Consider the following 16,203-nt stretch of genomic DNA (forward strand, 5'->3'; position numbering starts at 1 on the left):
CATGCTTCATACTGTACGATCTTTGAGACGAGTAGAGATTACCCGTAATGTGATCTGTGTCAGGTTTCCGTGTCATCGATTATCATCCTGGGATCCGTCAATAATGCCTGTACATTCAGTACATGAAGGGAATCGATCGTTCCACAAATGTAGTTCTGCCATGCAGTTTGTTCTTTCCTGACTGTCCTGACAATATCCCCGGTCTTGAGTGTGCCAATACCGGTTATCTGATCTGCCAGGAGGCCGAAGGTAAGATTTCCGTCGGTAAGAACAATAACCCGGTTCAGATCAGTCAGTCCCTTCTCGGGTATGGAGAGCAGAGTCCTGAGATCTACAAGTGAGATGATCTCACCCCTGACAGAGCATATCCCTGCTATAAAATCAGGTGTCCCGGGAACCGGGGTGATCTCTGATGTCTGGATCACCTCCCTGATGTATTTCATATCCACAGCAAACTCCTGGTACATCAGGTTAAACCGGATCACCTCGATTACCGGAGGCCGTTTCACCTCTTCTTTCGGAAGTGCAAGTTGCTCTGCACGCTCCCTCAGCACCCGGTCAATTTCCTGGTAATCGCGCACTGATGAAATATGGGGGGTATCATTGCCTCCCGTGGGGTCAATAAGAATGTCAATAAGCCGTGTCTGGCCAATTAATCCATAATCCAGGAATTCAATAAGATCAAAAATGACTACCAGGTCTGATGTGATGATCCGCATCCCGGGAATGATTGTCTGCAGATGCTCATTCATAAACCGGTCTTCAGGTTCCAGATCCCCACCCTGAATGACATATGTCTCATCTACCCAGAGGGCAACGTTTTCAAGTCCTTTTCTGACAATGATGAGGTTATCTGAAGGGAGGGGAGGGCGCTCTTTGAACCCGAACAGTTCCCGTATCGAATAGACCTCTAATATCTCTCCATGAAGGTTAATCGTGCCGGCTTTTCCTTTTCCATTCCTGTTTTCTGTGTTGATACTAACCATTCTGATCATAAAAATCGCATCTGAAAACGGTATCCCGCACCTGATATGCCCGACAGAAAAGAACAGGTAATGATCCATGGCTGACCAACTATACAGATTATTCAGCATTTGTCTTTTTTCATTATAATACTGCAGTATTTGTTGCCTGCATATCTGATCTTTGAAAAACCCTTTAATTTTATTAAATGAGATAAAAATGGAATTTTATCTCCTTATAGGGGAAAAAGTCGAGAAAATTTTAAGATAATCGGGTGACCGATATAATAATAATATAATAAAAACAATGGAATGAATCAGGGATGGGGATGGGTCCGGATACAGTAGTTCATCTTTCGGATACCGATATTGAGATAATTGATATCCTTTCTGACGTTGGTTTGAAGAGTGGGGAAGCACGGGTGCTGGTTGTGCTCTTTAAGGGGTATGACCTGACCTCGCGTGAGCTTGAGCGGATATCTGATCTCCGGCAGCCAGAAGTCAGTATCGCAATAAATCAGCTTATTAAACGAAGCTGGGTGTATGTTACCAGTCATATCACCGAGAAAAAAGGGCGTCCGGTCAAGGTTTACAGTCTTCAGCGTTCGATTGATGAGATCCTTGATCAGATCAAAGGTGAGATTGAAGGAGACTACCGCAGAAAGATTGAGGTTATTGAGCGGGTCAGAGTGATGGTCCGTGAGGCAAAAGAAACCGAATAACTTTCCCTTTTCAATTATCTCCTGTATCGGGGAACAATACATTGATCCGGATTAACCGGATACCCATTTTTTTGCAGATCATAATACGATATATCCGGGGAGTTTCTTCCACCAGAAATATCAGGGACTGATGTCATACCATACTGCATATATCTGGTGATCATCTGTGAAAATGGCGTTCTGGGTAGCATCCATCATTCTTGTTCTGATCTTTTCTGCTGGTGTGGTCGCTGGCGAAGATATGACCGACCGGATTCAATATGCTGAATACTGGTATCAGCAGGGAGTTTCTGAGTTCCTCTTAAAGCACTATGACCGGGCGCTCTATCTGCTGGATACTGCTGTCGCCCAGGATCCGGATCTTGCCGATGCCTGGTACTGGCGGGGGGTGGTTCTCAGTGCTCTTGGTGATAGTGCGGGTTCAGCTGAATCCATAGCAAAAGCAAAAGCCATGAACCCCATGATAGATGATCCCTTTCATCGTCGTGTCGGACCTCTTGCAGAGCTGGTTATTACTCCTGTTCCAACACCCCGGACTGTCAGGGATGAAGAACAGCCACAGATGGTGGAGACAAAGATTGATCTCTCCAAGCAACCAGATCCGACCGGACCTGATATGGTTATGACTTCATTTACCCCCCTGGTCAGGGAAGGAAATCCACAGCTTGAGGTGAAGGCCACTGTTGTAAACCAGGGATACCGGCCATCCACGGACTTTTTCATTACGTTCTATGCGTCAGATGATGCAACCATCACCCGGGATGACACGCCAATCGGGTATTATCTTATTCCGAACCTGAAGCAGGATATGGAGAAGAAACTTATCGGATACTTTCCGATGGAGCGGATGCAGCCTGGAACCTTTTACCTTGGGGCCATTGCAGATCCGGCAAATGAGATAATGGAGGTTTCAGAGGATAATAATGTGATAGTTTCAGCCTCAAAAGTGACCATTCCTGATGTGAAGAGTTCGGCATTCCTGGTCACAACCGGTTCTGTGCCATTTGTGTCAGAAGAGACAAACGAAGATACACGATTTACCATTACTCGGCCGGATCTTGTGATCAGTAAGGTAACCAGCCAGCAGTCTGCAGTACAGGGGGGAACCCTGAATGTCAACACGACGGTGAAAAACCAGGGTTCAGCCTCTGCAGGACCATTCAGGATCTCGCTTTATCTCTCACCAGATGCCCTGATTACTGAAAAGGATCGTGAGATTGGATATGGGGAGGTTACGGATCTCGGGGTTGGGATGCTCCGCGACGGAACCGCCATTGCAACCATTCCGGCAGATCTCATCCCCGGCACGTATTACCTGGGGGTGATGGTAGATTCAGGGAAAGTCATATCTGAAGAGAATGAAGCAAATAATGTCCTCTTTGCCGATAAGATGGTAAAGATCTCCGCCGGGACCCAGCCGGTCGTGACAGAGACTCCACAACCACTCACACTTCCGGATCTTACCATCCCTGATATCAGTTCAGATACTGAAGGAACCCCGGGCGGAGTTATGAATGTCTCCACATCAATACGAAATGTTGGAACAGGTGATGCAGGTTCCTTTATTGTAGAGCTTTATCTCTCCACTGATGCTGAACTATCTGATGAGGATATTCTCTTAGGTATGGGTGAGATACCAGAACTCCCTGCAGGGACTCAGTCTGATGGGAATGCACCAACCCCGATTCCGGTGAACATGACTCCGGGAATATATTACTTCGGTATCCTGGTGGATGGTGAGGATGATGTCATCGAATCAGATGAAACCAATAATATGAGGTTTGCAAAAATCCCGGTAACTATCAAATAAAACCCTCAACTTTTTTATACTATTGAGGGGGAAACACTATGCAGACGAGTAACAATAGTGTGGGAGTTATAATGACAGATCAACTTCGTGATATTCTTATACACATCCTCTCTGACGATCCAAGTCCCGATATTCCGGGTACTGACATACTTCCAGGAGAGGGTGACCGCGAGCTGTTAACATCGTTCGTACAAAAAAGGGCCGTTCTCCAGAAGAAAAAGAACAGGATGGATGCTATTTTTGCTCATAGTCCCCAGCCGATACTCATCCTGAACCCAGAGGCACGGATAACCGAAGTAAACCCATCATTTCTCCAAATCAGCGGATTTTCTCCAGAAGCATGTATCGGAAAACCGATCCAGACCATAGTGCCTGGATTTGTCCTTCCTGGTCATGGATATAATGAGAGTAGGAGAGATTCAGAAATTTTCACTCTGGATTTCCCCCATGGAAGGCGAATACTTGAGCAGTATCCTATCCCGGTTCGAGATGAGTCTGGCACTCTTACTGAGATAATCCTTGTCTTTAAAGATATCACTATCCGGGTTCAGGCAGAACAGAAGGCAGAGGAGATACGGGAAAAACTGGCACATGATTATGGTGAACGTGTCAAGGAACAGAAGGTTTTTTACTCGGTTGCATCACTTATCCAGGAAGATACTCTGTCTGTACCGGATGTGCTCAGCAAAGTGGCATTTTTAATTCCTCCTGGCTGGCAGTACCCGGAAGAGACCGTTGCACGCATCCTGTATGGTAATGAGGTATATACAACTCCTGATTTTATCGAAACCCCCTGGATTCAGCGGGCCCTCTTTCAGACCCGGCGGGGGACAGAGGGCATCATCGAGGTAGCCTACCTGTCAGAAAAGGCTCCAGAATATGAAGGCCCGTTCCTACTTGAGGAGAGAAATCTCATTAATTCACTTGCCGAGATGCTCAAGACCTATATTGACCGAAAGGAAGGTGAGCAGGAACTTGAGAAAAAGATGCATGATCTTGGCGAGCGTGTGAAAGAACAGCAGCTTTTCTACAAAACCTCATCGCTTATACAGGACGATTCAAAGAAGATAACCGAAGTTTTGCAGGATGTTGTTCTCCTCCTTCCTCCCGGCTGGCAGTATCCTGAGATCACCGGCGGCCGGATTCAGTACGGCGATACTGCACTGGCAACCCCTAATTTCCGGGAAAGTCCATGGATTCAGACATCGTCATTTATTACCCGTGCCGGGATGACCGGAAAGATAGATGTTGTCTACCTTGAAGAAAAACCTCCGGAATATGAGGGGCCATTCCTCAAAGAGGAGCGCAATCTGATAAATTCTCTTGCAGATATGCTAAAGACCTATATTGATCGCAAGGAGGGAGAACAGGAACTGGAACGTAGGATGATGGAGATTGAGGAGCTGGAACACCTGAATAATACGATAGTCCAGCAGATCCCAATGCCTGTGCTGCTTATTGATGAGAACCAGCAGATTCTGGTGACGAATGATGCATATATCCGATTAACGGGATATACCAGGGAAGAACTCCTCCATATGACCCCCCGTGATATTACCGTCCTTGAATATTCAGGAGAAGGTTTAAAGGAGTTATTATCCACAATGAAGCCCACTTTTGGTGAGCTTACATGCAAATTTCCTCTTGGGATCAGGATTCTTGAACAGTATGGTATCCCGATATTCTCCAGGTCAGGATTGCTTGAAAATTACCTGATCGTATATAATGATATCACCGAGCGAAAACGGCAGGAAGAAGAGGTTCAGAAATTACTGACCGATTCCAGAACCATGTCTGAAACACTCTCAAAAAGTGCTGAGGATCTTGAAACCGGTATGGCACGGATGGCAGAAGGAGATCTCAGATATCGTGCACCGGTCATGGAGCAGGATCCCCTCTCAAAGATAAAAAATGATTATAATACCGCTCTTGCTGCCATCTCGCTTCTGATAGAAGAACTTGAAGGTTCAATATCTCTCCTGACCGGAACATCAGAGAAAACACTTTCGCAGACTGATAATATCAAGAAGGCAATACGTGATATTGCAGATGACGTCCAGAATTCAACTGCCGGAGCACGTGAGCAGATGGAGGAGACAAGGCGGATATCTGATGACATCCGACTCCTTTCTGAACGTATTAGTCAGATTGTTGATATCACCACACGGCTCATGGAACTTGCGGCACAAACAGCCAGCCAGGGAGTAGAGGCCGGACAAATAGGGGGTGTTGCCAGTGAGAAGATGGAGTCGGTCGGGAAGATAAGTGCAGATAATATGAAGCAGATTACCGGACTGAATGAACAGATGGCAGAGATTGATAAGATAGTCAGGCTCATTTCAGATATCTCCAGTCAGACAAACCTTCTTGCACTCAATGCGGCAATAGAGGCCGCACGGGCCGGTGAACATGGCAGGGGGTTTGCCGTGGTTGCCCAGGAAGTAAAAAACCTGGCTGGTCAGTCAAAATTAGCAACCACCCAGATTGAAGAACTTATCCGGACTATCCAGTCAAAATCGGCCGATACGGTTACCTCAATTGAAGCAGCTTATAAGGAGATCCATGAGGGCATTGCAAGTGTGAATAAGACGATTGATGTTCTTTCCTCAATAACATCTCATGTGACCGAGATATCTGATGGTATCAGCCAGGTTATGGTTGCGACGAAGGATGAAGAGGTACTGATGAATCGTGTCCAGGAAGGTATCGGGGTAATGAACTCAGAGAGTGAGAAGAATCTGGCACGTATGGAAGAGATATCACACCGAATGGATGAGAGCAGGCATGCCACGGATGATATTGCATCCTCCTCACTGGAGATAGCCCGTCTCTCTGGAAATCTAAAAAAGCAGGCTGACAGGTTTTTCCTTTAAGAGGAGTACCCTTATATTGAACCGGGTGAAACCTTCAGGTATGAACATTCGAGTCCTTACCGGGTTATGTACCCTTCTTTCTCTTTTCATCCTGGTACAGATCGTATCAGCCGGGCCGGCTCTGACTGATGATGACACGGCATTTCTTTCTGACATTCTCACCTCCGGAATCCCGATGTTATACCAGACTCCGGAAGCGATGAATATCGGGGTTTATTATGGACGGGATTCCGCGATTGCCGACATTGCATCCAAAAAGAGTGAAGCACTTCTTTCTTTTACCGAGAAGATTAAGGGGTATACTTTGAGCCCTGAAACGACGAAAATTCGTGACTCCTGGCTTATTGCTGCTGATAAACTGAAAGCTGATCTAGAGGAGTATGGGACACTTATCCCAGGATGTGGATCCTGTGTGGCTGCAATGAATGAGATGTATCCTGATCTGCTTGCTTCCGCTTCATCATTCCAGAAAGAATTCATAGCATTTTATAAGAAAAATCAGGTTACTCCCTGATTCTCATTCTATTCTTTTACATAAGACTTCGATTGCTTCCTGAAATGTCCTGCTGTCAGGTCGCACGATTACGACCGGGATGTCAACGATCCGCTCTATCAGGGTTGCAAGAATGGGAGCACAGATGATTCCACCTGCTCCTTCTTTTTCTGCCCGGACCGCTGCAACGATGCAGTCTTCCATGGTATTGGCAGTATATCCTTTGATTCTGATCTTTCTCCCGTTCATTTCGATGGTCCCGGCCCCAATTTCATCAAGGAGAAATTTTGCAGCGATTATGGCGATCATGTCCTGTTCATAGGGTTCCAGTGCCTGCACAATGGCCCGGACCGTTGATAACCGGGGATCGCGTTCTCCTGAGGTTATCTTATACAGGGTCGCTGGTGGAATCCCCGCAAGTTCTGCAAGTTCCTTCAGGCTCATCTGACGGCGGTCAAGTGCCTCTTCAAGGGCAGATTTAAAATCTTGTCTGAAGACGGAGCGGGAGAACATACTTACAGGTATGAGTTTTCTCCTCTATGACTGTTCAGGTAGGTCCTTTATATACTCAATAATTCTGATATCTGTTCCAGTTCCTGATGAGTATCTTTTTCACGTTTCAGGTTGACTTTTGAGAGATTTATGCCCGGGAAGAATCCGATAGCAGAGAAAATTCATGAGCTGACTGACCGCGATCTTACGTTTATGCATGTATGCGGAACGCATGAGGCCGCTATTGCACGTCATGGAATCCGAAGCCTTCTTCCAAAGAATCTGAAGATTGTGATGGGACCCGGATGTCCGGTCTGTATCACTCCACAGGGAGAGATAGATGCAGCCCTTGAGTTTGCGGAAAAAGGGTGCATCATTGCGACATATGGTGATCTGCTCAGGGTGCCTGGTTCAAATGTTTCACTGGAAAGCTCTGGAGCCGATGTCCGTATTGTTCAGGGTGTGCATAAGGCTGTTGAGATAGCAAAGAATACCGATAAAGAAGTGGTTTTCATTTCGGTCGGATTTGAAACAACCGCACCAACCGTTGCAGCAATGCTTCTGACAAATCCTCCGAAGAATTTCTCCATATTGAGTTGTCATCGCCTGGTTCCCCCCGCAATGGAGTGGTTGCTATCCCAGGGTGAGGCAGCACTGCACGGATTTCTCCTTCCCGGCCACGTACTGACCGTTACCGGTCTTGAGGGTTATCGAAGGTTTCCGGTCCCCCAGGTGGTAGCGGGTTTTGAGCCTGATGATATTCTGCTTGGTCTTCTTATGCTGGTACAGCAGATCAGGGAAGGCGTCGCACGGGTCGATAATGCGTATCCACGAGCGGTTTCTGATGAGGGAAATCCGAAGGCCATGGCGGTGATGAATATGGTCTTTGAACCATGTGATGTTGAGTGGCGGGGATTCCCGGTTATTCCTCAGTCAGGACTCCGGCTTCGTGAAGAGTTTTCTGCGTGGGATGCCCAGAAGAAATTTGATGTAACGATTAAACCGACGAAGAAACAAGCCGGATGTATCTGTGATAAAATCCTCCGGGGTATTGCAACTCCGGTTGATTGTAAACTCTTTGATAAGACATGTACGCCACGGACACCGGTCGGTCCGTGTATGGTCAGTCATGAAGGAGCGTGCAAGATTTGGCACCATTACCACATTCGGAAAGTTTAATTTCGATATTTTAACCATGACTCGCGTGTCATGATCTCTCTTTTGTTTTTTGTGAACTCTCGATGGACCTCTAACACCGAGGGGGCAGTACCGGTAAATTTACTGCTTAATTTTTGAGCGCCTGTCTGGGGTGACGTATGAGGGCAGGTTCAGATCAGACGATCATGTTACTCACATGGACTGATCTTAGATGTAATGTCAGTTTTCCAGAGACGGGCTGATCAAGCAGTTGTTAGAATTTGAAAAGTACACACCTGAATAGTTAGAATACGGGGCACAGTCTGTCGGGTATTATTAAAATATGAACATAATTCAACCGTCACGGAAAACAAGGGGTGGCTGCTGTGGAAAAAAATCTCAATAATATGAAATCTTCATTTATTAGAGAATAATTAAGACTATATGATACATTGGAGATAATAGATTATTATGGCAGTCACCGTATCGTTGAGCGAATCAGACTACAAATTCGTTCAAATACTGAAAGATCGTGACGATGCATCAACTGATGGCGAAGTTCTTCAAAAATGCCTCATAGACGCAATCGATCCTAATGAAGCTGAAATCATCGCAGAAATCATGGGTCAGGCGAACGAACCGGATGAGCCTATTAATGAGGAGACTATGGAGGGAATCCGCCGGGGGCTTGAAGATGTGAAGCAGGGAAGATACCGGCCTCTTGATGAGATTTCCAAAGAGATGGGGATCTGATTGCATTATCATGTCTCTTTCTCTTATTAAGCAGAGAGCAATCTAAAACAACTTCAGCGGGATATTGCGATAAGAATACGAGATAAAATCAAATGGCTTGAGAAGGTAAATAATCCCAGAAAATATCTGCGGAAGGTTGAAGGAATTAGTGACGTTCCAACGTATAGATACCGGGTCGGAGACTATCGGGCGTTTCTTACTTTTGAAGATGACAAACTCATTATCATCGTTAACGAAATCGGCAAACGGGAAAATATTTTCACAAAATAGTTCTCTCCCCATAATAAATGTTATGTATTAATTTATTGAAATAAATTCGGGCTTTTATCTAATTAACAAGTTGGATAAAAATTTTTGGAGTTATTCATATTAATATTCAGAGATATCAGCCAATGTTCCGCGTGTTATATCAACGGTAGAAAATTTGTCTGATATGGTGGTAGTCATTCAATTTTTCTCTCTAATTATCGCTGAAAAATCATTGAAAAACCAGAGCCTTTATCTGTGTTTAGTGAGTATATAGTAAGGTTGCCCCGGTAGGGTAGAGGATATCCTTGGAGCCTCCGGAGCTTTAGACCTGGGTTCAAGTCCCAGCCGGGGCGTAAATATTAAAGTTCAAATTCTCTGATGAAACAGAGTGGTTTACTTTTTCTCTTTTCTGATATCTGTTTTCATGTGTTGAAAATTTCTGGTATTGTCGTATGGTCACGATGACCATGCAGCACTTGAGAAAAATATCATTTACACAGAAGCTTCAGCCATGATAAGTATCGTCTGAAAAAAATAACGCCTTTTAGGTACCTTTTGGTGAAGTTTTTTGGTGAGATGAAAGAAAAATATCATTCCATCCCTTTTGACTGTCTGTAATATTTTCCCTCTTCAGTTATTCAGGCAACATAGGGACCAAACATAAGGGACCATGCGAAGAGCATCGTCAAGTAGCAAACCACCAGGGGAGATCAGGATAATCGAAAAAACAGTGGATACTGAATTGTATCACAACCGACATGACAAGGATAATGATAATACTAACCGGAAGAATGGAAAGCCATACGTTCCATGGAAACTTTGAAAACCTTCTCTTTATCCGATACTCGGCAGCAACGTGTGTCGGATTACAGATGGTTTCTTAATATTTTTCATGAATCATTATAGAGGTTGTTGCACAACTAAAATGTTGGTTCCTCAAGAGCATAATTTCCATTCGGTTGGAAGGTTAATTGACAATGAAATTTATGGGATTTGCCTCATTATACTATCGGTTTGAAGTTATGCAACAGTCTCTATAAGCCAATTTTTTTACGAATTAAATTCTTTTAGGTAAGCGGATGCCAAATCATATGCCCTAATCACCGTCTCTTTCTCAATGTTTGGGACACCACATGACACAATATGAATTGTTTTCGTACCCGGAGTAATCTTCGTTCCATCCGAGTCCCGGTAGGGATACACTGCAATAATCTCTTTCTCATCTATAAGGATTACCTGGTTGCTTTGTAGGTTGATAGGTTTCTCCATCCCTATCCCCAGAAATTCCTCACCTTCCTGTGCAAATCGCATCGAAAGCTCCCCATGGAGGAGATCAGCATCAAAGGCTCCAATTGGTACACCTGTCCGGATTGATGCCAGATTATATGCATCCACGGCAGTATTGATAGAAGGGAGCGGTTTTCCGGCAAGAATCCTTCGTATCAGGGCTTCAGAAGCAGGCCTGGTCTTCGTCGGGTCCACTCCGACGCTCCAGAAGAAATCCCGGTAAGCCCTGAAGAGTGGTTCGTCTTTCACCTGTTCCAGAGTGTATCGTTCATTCACTTCGGTGATGATCGTTTGTTTCAACATTTCCAGGTTTGCATTGTTCTTTTCAATAGAAACCGGCCCGACATCTCCTTCGACGACGAAGAGACCCGGAAAGGTAGTAATGATATCCTCGTGAAAAATCATATAATGTACTGAGCCGGGCAGGATAATAACCAGCTCGTGTAGCGAATAAGAAAGATAGTATAATATAATTGAGGATATAAAATAGGATTAATCATGCGATATATATCTTCAGCAGAGATCAGATCAAATCCTGCCCTGTTATGGAAAGAGGGTGAAGATAAAGAGACAATAATTACCGTAAATGGTAAACCTAAAGTGATAACGCTCACATTCAATGGTGATCCTGAAAAGGTTCTGGATCTTATCAGAAGACTCCGTGCCGAGCAGTCAATTGAACACATGTGGGAAAAATCTATACAGTCAGGTTTGAATATGATGACACTTCCTGAGATAAATAGTGAGATCAATAATGCAAGAAAAGAATTAACAAATGAATAACCTTGTCATCATCGATACAAATGTCCTAGTATCAGGTCTTTTAAACCCGAATGGAAAACCAGCAGTCATTATCCGGATGATGATAACAAATTTCCTTCGGATCGTTCTTGACAACCGGATCTTTCAGGAGTACCGGGTTGTTCTTTCAAGAACTAAATTTCAGTTTTCTCCTGATGACATAGAGCCCCTGCTCTCATTTTTTAAAACCAACGGGTTGTGGATTCTCCCTCCTCCAATGTTGTTACATCTTCCAGATCCTTCAGACCTGCCTTTTATTGAGTTAGCTCATCATACCCATGCACCGGTAATTACGGGCAATAGAAAGCATTTTCCTGATGATATTATAGTTATGACACCGTCTGAATTTTTACAACAGAAAAGCATGAATAATACCAAATAACCTTCTATGGCCCAAATTCTTTCAAATGATTATCAAAAGCAGATTCAGAAATTTTCTCATAACAATACTTTTTAATAATCTTGATTTATGTATACCTGAAAAATTTATCCGATGTCATGATAATTTATATGCTTTATCAGTTCAATACAGACGAAAAACGCCGCAACCAGACTGATGATGATACCCAGAGAAGGGCTGATGGAGGGGTAAAGTAGAATAATACCTCCCCAATGAAGGTATCTGGGAGCAGAACCGTTGCAAGGGCTGCTATTACTGTCAGAAGGATTACATACCCGGAAGGCCAGGTTGTTTTATAGAATGGTAGTTTTGTCCTGATAGAGAAGAGGAAAATGAGTTCGGTGAGGATACTCCCGATAAATCAGTTCGTCTGCAGGACATTGTCTCGTTCGTGCATGAAAAATGCAAAGAACATGAGATCAAATACGGTAACGACAACACCAAGCAACGTTGTAACCAGCATTATCTCCCTGACCTCATACTTTCTCGGTTTTTTGACCTCTGTAGAGTCCACCGTATCGGTTGCGATAGATATCATAGGAAAATCTGACAACAGATTGACCAGGAGTATCTGTATCGGGAGCATCGGGAGAAATGTGATGAACATGGAACCGATTGCAATCACGTAAAAAATGGCTAAGGAAAAAGTGCAACATTGATAGGGGCAAATCCCACGATGATTGCTGCATCGATCTGCTCCCCGATCGCAAAGACAATACATGCGGTGGCCAAGAGCAGATAGATAAACGGAGAGGTGAATGCCGGATTGCAATCTCCCATTATCTGACCTGGGTGGCCGATATCTCCTTCAATTCGTCTCTCTGAAGGATTGCTACGGCTTTGTTTTCTGACAGGCCTTCTGATAACGGGGTGTGAAACTTCTCCTGAATATTTTCAAGAGTGAATGATGCAAAGGAGAAAATATCCTGTGTTCTCTGTGTATCAGGGTCATGATTTTTCACAGTATCCCCTGGCCAAATGAAAAATCCGGACACGTTACGAACAATGATAGATCCCTCCTTCATGGTTCGCATCCGGAAGGAACGAAATCCGACTTTCTCATGAAAATCGGGATCAAGTAGGTTGACATGAACCATTAATTCGCATAATCTCCTTACCTTCCTCTTGAACAATTATCTCAGCTCCCCTGGACAAAAGCTGAATAATCTTTGCGATTCCAACTCTCTCAATTTTTTCTGGAAACTTGGGTATCTTAACAGTTTTCACTCTAGGAATTCCATCTTCAAATATTTCATTATTGATGAGAAGATGCCAAACAATCCGTAAAATCTTACGAGCAACAGCAACAATTGCTTTTTTGTAACCCTTTCTGGGTAAGAGACCGTTGAAATAGTCATTCAATTTCCCTGGTCTTCTAATTGCAGAGTGTGCTGCTTCAATAAGAGCCCATCGAAGATATTTGGAACGCTGTTTCGTGATGGGTCCAGTGTAATTGGTATTTGCAGACTGGTAAACAGATGGGGTAAGTCCTGCCCATTTGGCTAATTTATCTGCGGTTGGAAAATCATGGACATCACCTATTTCTGCCAACAAATTAGATCCAATTACTATTCCAATCCCTGGAACTGACATCAAAATACGTAATTCATTCTCTTTATCCTTGAGGTAAAATTTGATTCTTTCCTCGATCCTTTTAATCTCAACTTGGAGGTTGTCATATATTTTTAACATCGAATCTATGAGGAATATAGCTGAATCAGGAATATACTCAGGAATCTGCTCAAAAAAGACAGGTGCAATCTTTCTTGTTTTAGCGGGTAATGCTTTTACGATCTCATCCTGAGTTTTTCCCATGAAAAAAAGAAATGGTCCATGTAATCCTGATATATGATCTCGTATCCTGGAGAGTTCACCTGTTCCCTGGTAATATTTTAATGGAGATGCCAGAACTCGTGGCTTCACTTATCTTTTTCCTTTCTAACGGGTGTACCCTTCTGGTTGATATCAACTGTGAAATGACTGAAAAACCCTGAGTATAGATTTAAGAAGAATAAGAGTTCAGATGAAAAAGAGATTGGGGGATATAAGCAGTGTTATGCACATCAGACGGTTGCGATCGGAAATTCCATTCTTCTTTGAAAGCCTTGAGAGTTTCCCGGAGTAACAAGCCAGGTTGTACTGTTTGAGTAACTGTATCGCTCAATGGTGAAGTCAGGACAGATTTCTGAGAGTATTGCCATGTTAGTTCCGACTTCCTTGGAAGATAAGCCAAGCTCTTTTGCTATATATTTGGACTTCAGGAAACATCTTCCGTTGTGAAGCTGTGTTTTCAGATAGTTGATAAGGGTTATCTGGTTTTCATTGTACTTTGTGCTGAATCTGCTTTTTGTTAACATTTTTTACCTCTGTTCTGATTAGGGGTGGAGCGTTCAGAATGCCCAGTTTGTAGGAGGAAAGCCTGACATCCTGCCAGGCCATGGGTGTTTTCTGTCTGTTCCGGTGCGAATTTTGTGGGAGTAGTAACGGGCAGATACCCGGTTTGTCTCTCCGTTAATGAGAAGGGTTCTGATTATTGCAATGTAGGAGGACATGCAGAACGCAGGTCACATCTTCTCATCCGGAGAGTGAAGCACAGATGATCCAGACCTGAACGCCCGGAAATGTTCTATGCCTGCTCGGTCTCCCCGTGACATATCAGTATTGAATGAAACAGTGTATAAGATCTGTAGATAAAACCGTTTAAAAACAATCTGAAATTATTTTCGTATGAAATTATTCAGATAAATGAAGAACCATGAATCCTGCGAATGAATCCGGGGGAATCCTTACGTTGGTGTCTGTTGTTACTAGTCCGGACAGAAGAAAGTTTATCGCAGGTTCATCGTCTGCACTGATTCACTCCTGGTGAAATAACTGAAATGAATAGTTGCAACCGGTTGCAACTGGTTTTTGAGAAGTTTTCGATGAGAAGATAATATTTCTCTGCCGGTACTGATGGTGGGGGCGGTTTACTTCAGTGAAGAAGAATCCTTATACTGGGAGTCTAGAAATGGTGTCGTTGAAGAGAAGAAAAATGCCGACGGTGAATTGTCAGATGTGTCTCGACCCTTGCAAGTACTTCTTATTGTATTACCAAAATTGATTTGTACAACAGCCTCATGTGTAATTAAAAAATAGCTTTTACAAAAGGGCCGGTGCTATATATCTTCATCTGATTTCGTCTCTATCAAGGTCCCCTTTTTCACCAGATTTTCCAGACAGAACCTGATATTCCACCCACGGTTCTGATTCAGTCCTGTAATAAAATATGGACGATCACGGCCGTCAATGACAATTTCAACTCCATCCGGATTCATCGTAAGTTTTGTTATCCGTGCATTGAGGAAGACAAATGGGTATGTGCCGTCTGATTGAAGTGGAATTATCCGTTCTGATGAGACAACCACTGTCCCCCGATAGATCTCATAATACTCCCATTCGGTCTCTTCACCAGCTTTGGCATGAGAGTAAATCCGATCTCTCCCCCAGGTCAGAGTAAAAAGTTTCCCGGTTTTTTTCTTTTTGAACACTTCTTTCTGATCATAAATTATCATGGTGTCAATGTAATGAATCATCTCTCCCGGTTTTCTGATCTCCCGAAGGCCAACCGGTATTTCAGTACACCATCGTGGTAATAATCCGGGTTTGGTAGTAAATTCTTTTAAATACCGGGGATAGAAAGTCTCGAAAAAGTAATTAGTATCTGTTGGAATCTGAAGGAGTTCTACAAAATATCTGACCAGTCCGAGTGTTTCTTTTTGACCGATGTCGGTTTTTACTTGAAAAAATCTGAAGAGGAGATTGTATTTTTCCTGGTCAGTCAGAGATATTAAAAATGGGATTTCATTAGAACTAATCTTCTCCAACCGGACTGCTTTTTTAAAAAGATATTCCTCAACGAGGCATTTATCTGATTCCATCTTCTGAAGGCATGAGTCACATACATGGGTATGTTGAAATAATTGCGATTTTAGTTTAGCATTTCCACATACGGGACATTCGTGTCCATTATGAGTCTCTTTTAAAATTCGCTGCGATGTATAGTAATCTGAAAGAATAGTTTCATATGAACGACTTTCATCTTCAGAAGGTTCATTATGATGAGGAATGTGCATGATATCAGAATCTGGTTTTGTGATCGGACCGATGATGACGGATGAACCGGATGCACCTACCTTCGGAAAATTATTTCATCCATAGGTAATCATCGGACACATTTCGTAA

17 protein-coding genes, 1 tRNA gene and 1 pseudogene are annotated in these 16,203 nt (G+C 43.6%); 10 read left to right on the forward strand and 9 right to left on the reverse strand.

The window, feature by feature from the left end; genetic code table 11:
• Positions 1 to 59: 59 nt before the first annotated feature.
• Positions 60 to 1,064 (reverse strand): chemotaxis protein CheW, encoded by a 1,005-nt coding sequence (locus MHUN_RS02590; protein WP_048067747.1) that lies wholly within the window; start codon positions 1,062 to 1,064, stop codon positions 60 to 62.
• A gap of 227 nt (positions 1,065 to 1,291) precedes the next feature.
• On the opposite strand from MHUN_RS02590, the gene MHUN_RS02595 reads away from it, so the two are divergent.
• The 4 genes from MHUN_RS02595 (at position 1,292) to MHUN_RS02610 (ending at position 6,881) form a co-directional block, all read left to right on the forward strand.
• Positions 1,292 to 1,684, forward strand: a complete 393-nt coding sequence (locus MHUN_RS02595) for a hypothetical protein (RefSeq protein WP_011447546.1) — start codon at positions 1,292 to 1,294, stop codon at positions 1,682 to 1,684.
• A gap of 172 nt (positions 1,685 to 1,856) precedes the next feature.
• A complete protein-coding gene (locus MHUN_RS02600) occupies positions 1,857 to 3,494 on the forward strand; it encodes a CARDB domain-containing protein (RefSeq protein WP_011447547.1) in 1,638 nt (545 codons plus the stop codon).
• A 71-nt stretch (positions 3,495 to 3,565) separates the two neighbouring features.
• Positions 3,566 to 6,367, forward strand: a complete 2,802-nt coding sequence (locus MHUN_RS17135; protein WP_011447548.1) for a methyl-accepting chemotaxis protein — start codon at positions 3,566 to 3,568, stop codon at positions 6,365 to 6,367.
• Positions 6,368 to 6,407: 40 nt separating this feature from the next.
• Positions 6,408 to 6,881 (forward strand): hypothetical protein, encoded by a 474-nt coding sequence (locus tag MHUN_RS02610; RefSeq protein ID WP_011447549.1) that lies wholly within the window; start codon positions 6,408 to 6,410, stop codon positions 6,879 to 6,881.
• 3 nt (positions 6,882 to 6,884) lie between these two features.
• Here MHUN_RS02610 and MHUN_RS02615 read toward each other — a convergent pair whose 3' ends face one another.
• A complete protein-coding gene (locus MHUN_RS02615) occupies positions 6,885 to 7,373 on the reverse strand; it encodes a helix-turn-helix domain-containing protein (RefSeq protein ID WP_011447550.1) in 489 nt (162 codons plus the stop codon).
• Between the two features lie 129 nt (positions 7,374 to 7,502).
• Between MHUN_RS02615 and hypD the strand changes: the two genes are divergently transcribed.
• The 4 genes and pseudogenes from hypD (at position 7,503) to MHUN_RS02635 (ending at position 9,844) form a co-directional block, all read left to right on the forward strand.
• Positions 7,503 to 8,531, forward strand: coding sequence for a hydrogenase formation protein HypD (hypD, locus tag MHUN_RS02620; protein ID WP_011447551.1), 1,029 nt, complete (start codon positions 7,503 to 7,505; stop codon positions 8,529 to 8,531).
• Positions 8,532 to 8,960: 429 nt separating this feature from the next.
• Complete coding sequence (locus MHUN_RS02625) at positions 8,961 to 9,242, forward strand: hypothetical protein (protein WP_011447552.1); 282 nt, start codon at positions 8,961 to 8,963, stop codon at positions 9,240 to 9,242.
• Between the two features lie 42 nt (positions 9,243 to 9,284).
• Positions 9,285 to 9,512: pseudogene (locus MHUN_RS19935) on the forward strand (type II toxin-antitoxin system RelE/ParE family toxin); the annotation flags it as partial.
• Between the two features lie 260 nt (positions 9,513 to 9,772).
• Positions 9,773 to 9,844, forward strand: a tRNA-Arg gene (locus MHUN_RS02635).
• Positions 9,845 to 10,541: 697 nt separating this feature from the next.
• Here MHUN_RS02635 and MHUN_RS02640 read toward each other — a convergent pair.
• Positions 10,542 to 11,183 (reverse strand): B3/B4 domain-containing protein, encoded by a 642-nt coding sequence (locus MHUN_RS02640; RefSeq protein WP_011447553.1) that lies wholly within the window; start codon positions 11,181 to 11,183, stop codon positions 10,542 to 10,544.
• Between the two features lie 93 nt (positions 11,184 to 11,276).
• Here MHUN_RS02640 and MHUN_RS02645 point away from each other — a divergent pair, with 93 nt between their 5' ends.
• Both MHUN_RS02645 and MHUN_RS02650 read left to right on the forward strand, forming a co-directional pair.
• The gene (locus tag MHUN_RS02645; RefSeq protein WP_011447554.1) at positions 11,277 to 11,561 is read left to right on the forward strand and encodes a hypothetical protein; all 285 of its coding nucleotides are present in this window, start codon (positions 11,277 to 11,279) and stop codon (positions 11,559 to 11,561) included.
• Positions 11,554 to 11,961 carry a putative toxin-antitoxin system toxin component, PIN family gene (locus MHUN_RS02650; protein WP_011447555.1) on the forward strand — a complete coding sequence of 136 codons (408 nt, stop codon included), beginning with the start codon at positions 11,554 to 11,556 and terminating at the stop codon, positions 11,959 to 11,961. Before MHUN_RS02645 ends, MHUN_RS02650 begins: the two co-directional genes overlap by 8 nt.
• 379 nt (positions 11,962 to 12,340) lie before the next feature.
• On the opposite strand, the gene MHUN_RS02655 is transcribed toward MHUN_RS02650, so the two are convergent.
• The 6 genes from MHUN_RS02655 to MHUN_RS02680 all read right to left on the reverse strand — a co-directional run bounded on the left by MHUN_RS02655 (position 12,341) and on the right by MHUN_RS02680 (position 16,094).
• On the reverse strand, positions 12,341 to 12,604 hold the full coding sequence (locus MHUN_RS02655) for a cation transporting ATPase C-terminal domain-containing protein (protein ID WP_048067232.1): 264 nt from the start codon (positions 12,602 to 12,604) through the stop codon (positions 12,341 to 12,343).
• An 11-nt stretch (positions 12,605 to 12,615) separates the two neighbouring features.
• Positions 12,616 to 12,759 (reverse strand): hypothetical protein, encoded by a 144-nt coding sequence (locus MHUN_RS18890; protein WP_158498142.1) that lies wholly within the window; start codon positions 12,757 to 12,759, stop codon positions 12,616 to 12,618.
• On the reverse strand, positions 12,759 to 12,941 hold the full coding sequence (locus MHUN_RS18595; protein WP_143709331.1) for a hypothetical protein: 183 nt from the start codon (positions 12,939 to 12,941) through the stop codon (positions 12,759 to 12,761). The genes MHUN_RS18890 and MHUN_RS18595 overlap by 1 nt, the downstream gene beginning before the upstream one ends.
• Positions 12,942 to 13,053: 112 nt before the next feature.
• Positions 13,054 to 13,902 carry an IS110 family transposase gene (locus tag MHUN_RS02665; protein ID WP_143709332.1) on the reverse strand — a complete coding sequence of 283 codons (849 nt, stop codon included), beginning with the start codon at positions 13,900 to 13,902 and terminating at the stop codon, positions 13,054 to 13,056.
• Between the two features lie 140 nt (positions 13,903 to 14,042).
• Positions 14,043 to 14,180, reverse strand: a complete 138-nt coding sequence (locus MHUN_RS19850) for a hypothetical protein (RefSeq protein WP_338040829.1) — start codon at positions 14,178 to 14,180, stop codon at positions 14,043 to 14,045.
• Positions 14,181 to 15,137: 957 nt separating this feature from the next.
• Positions 15,138 to 16,094, reverse strand: a complete 957-nt coding sequence (locus MHUN_RS02680; RefSeq protein WP_011447558.1) for a hypothetical protein — start codon at positions 16,092 to 16,094, stop codon at positions 15,138 to 15,140.
• Positions 16,095 to 16,203: the final 109 nt, after the last annotated feature.

The sequence above is a fragment of the Methanospirillum hungatei JF-1 genome (assembly GCF_000013445.1).
Classification (GTDB): Archaea; Halobacteriota; Methanomicrobia; order Methanomicrobiales; family Methanospirillaceae; genus Methanospirillum; species Methanospirillum hungatei.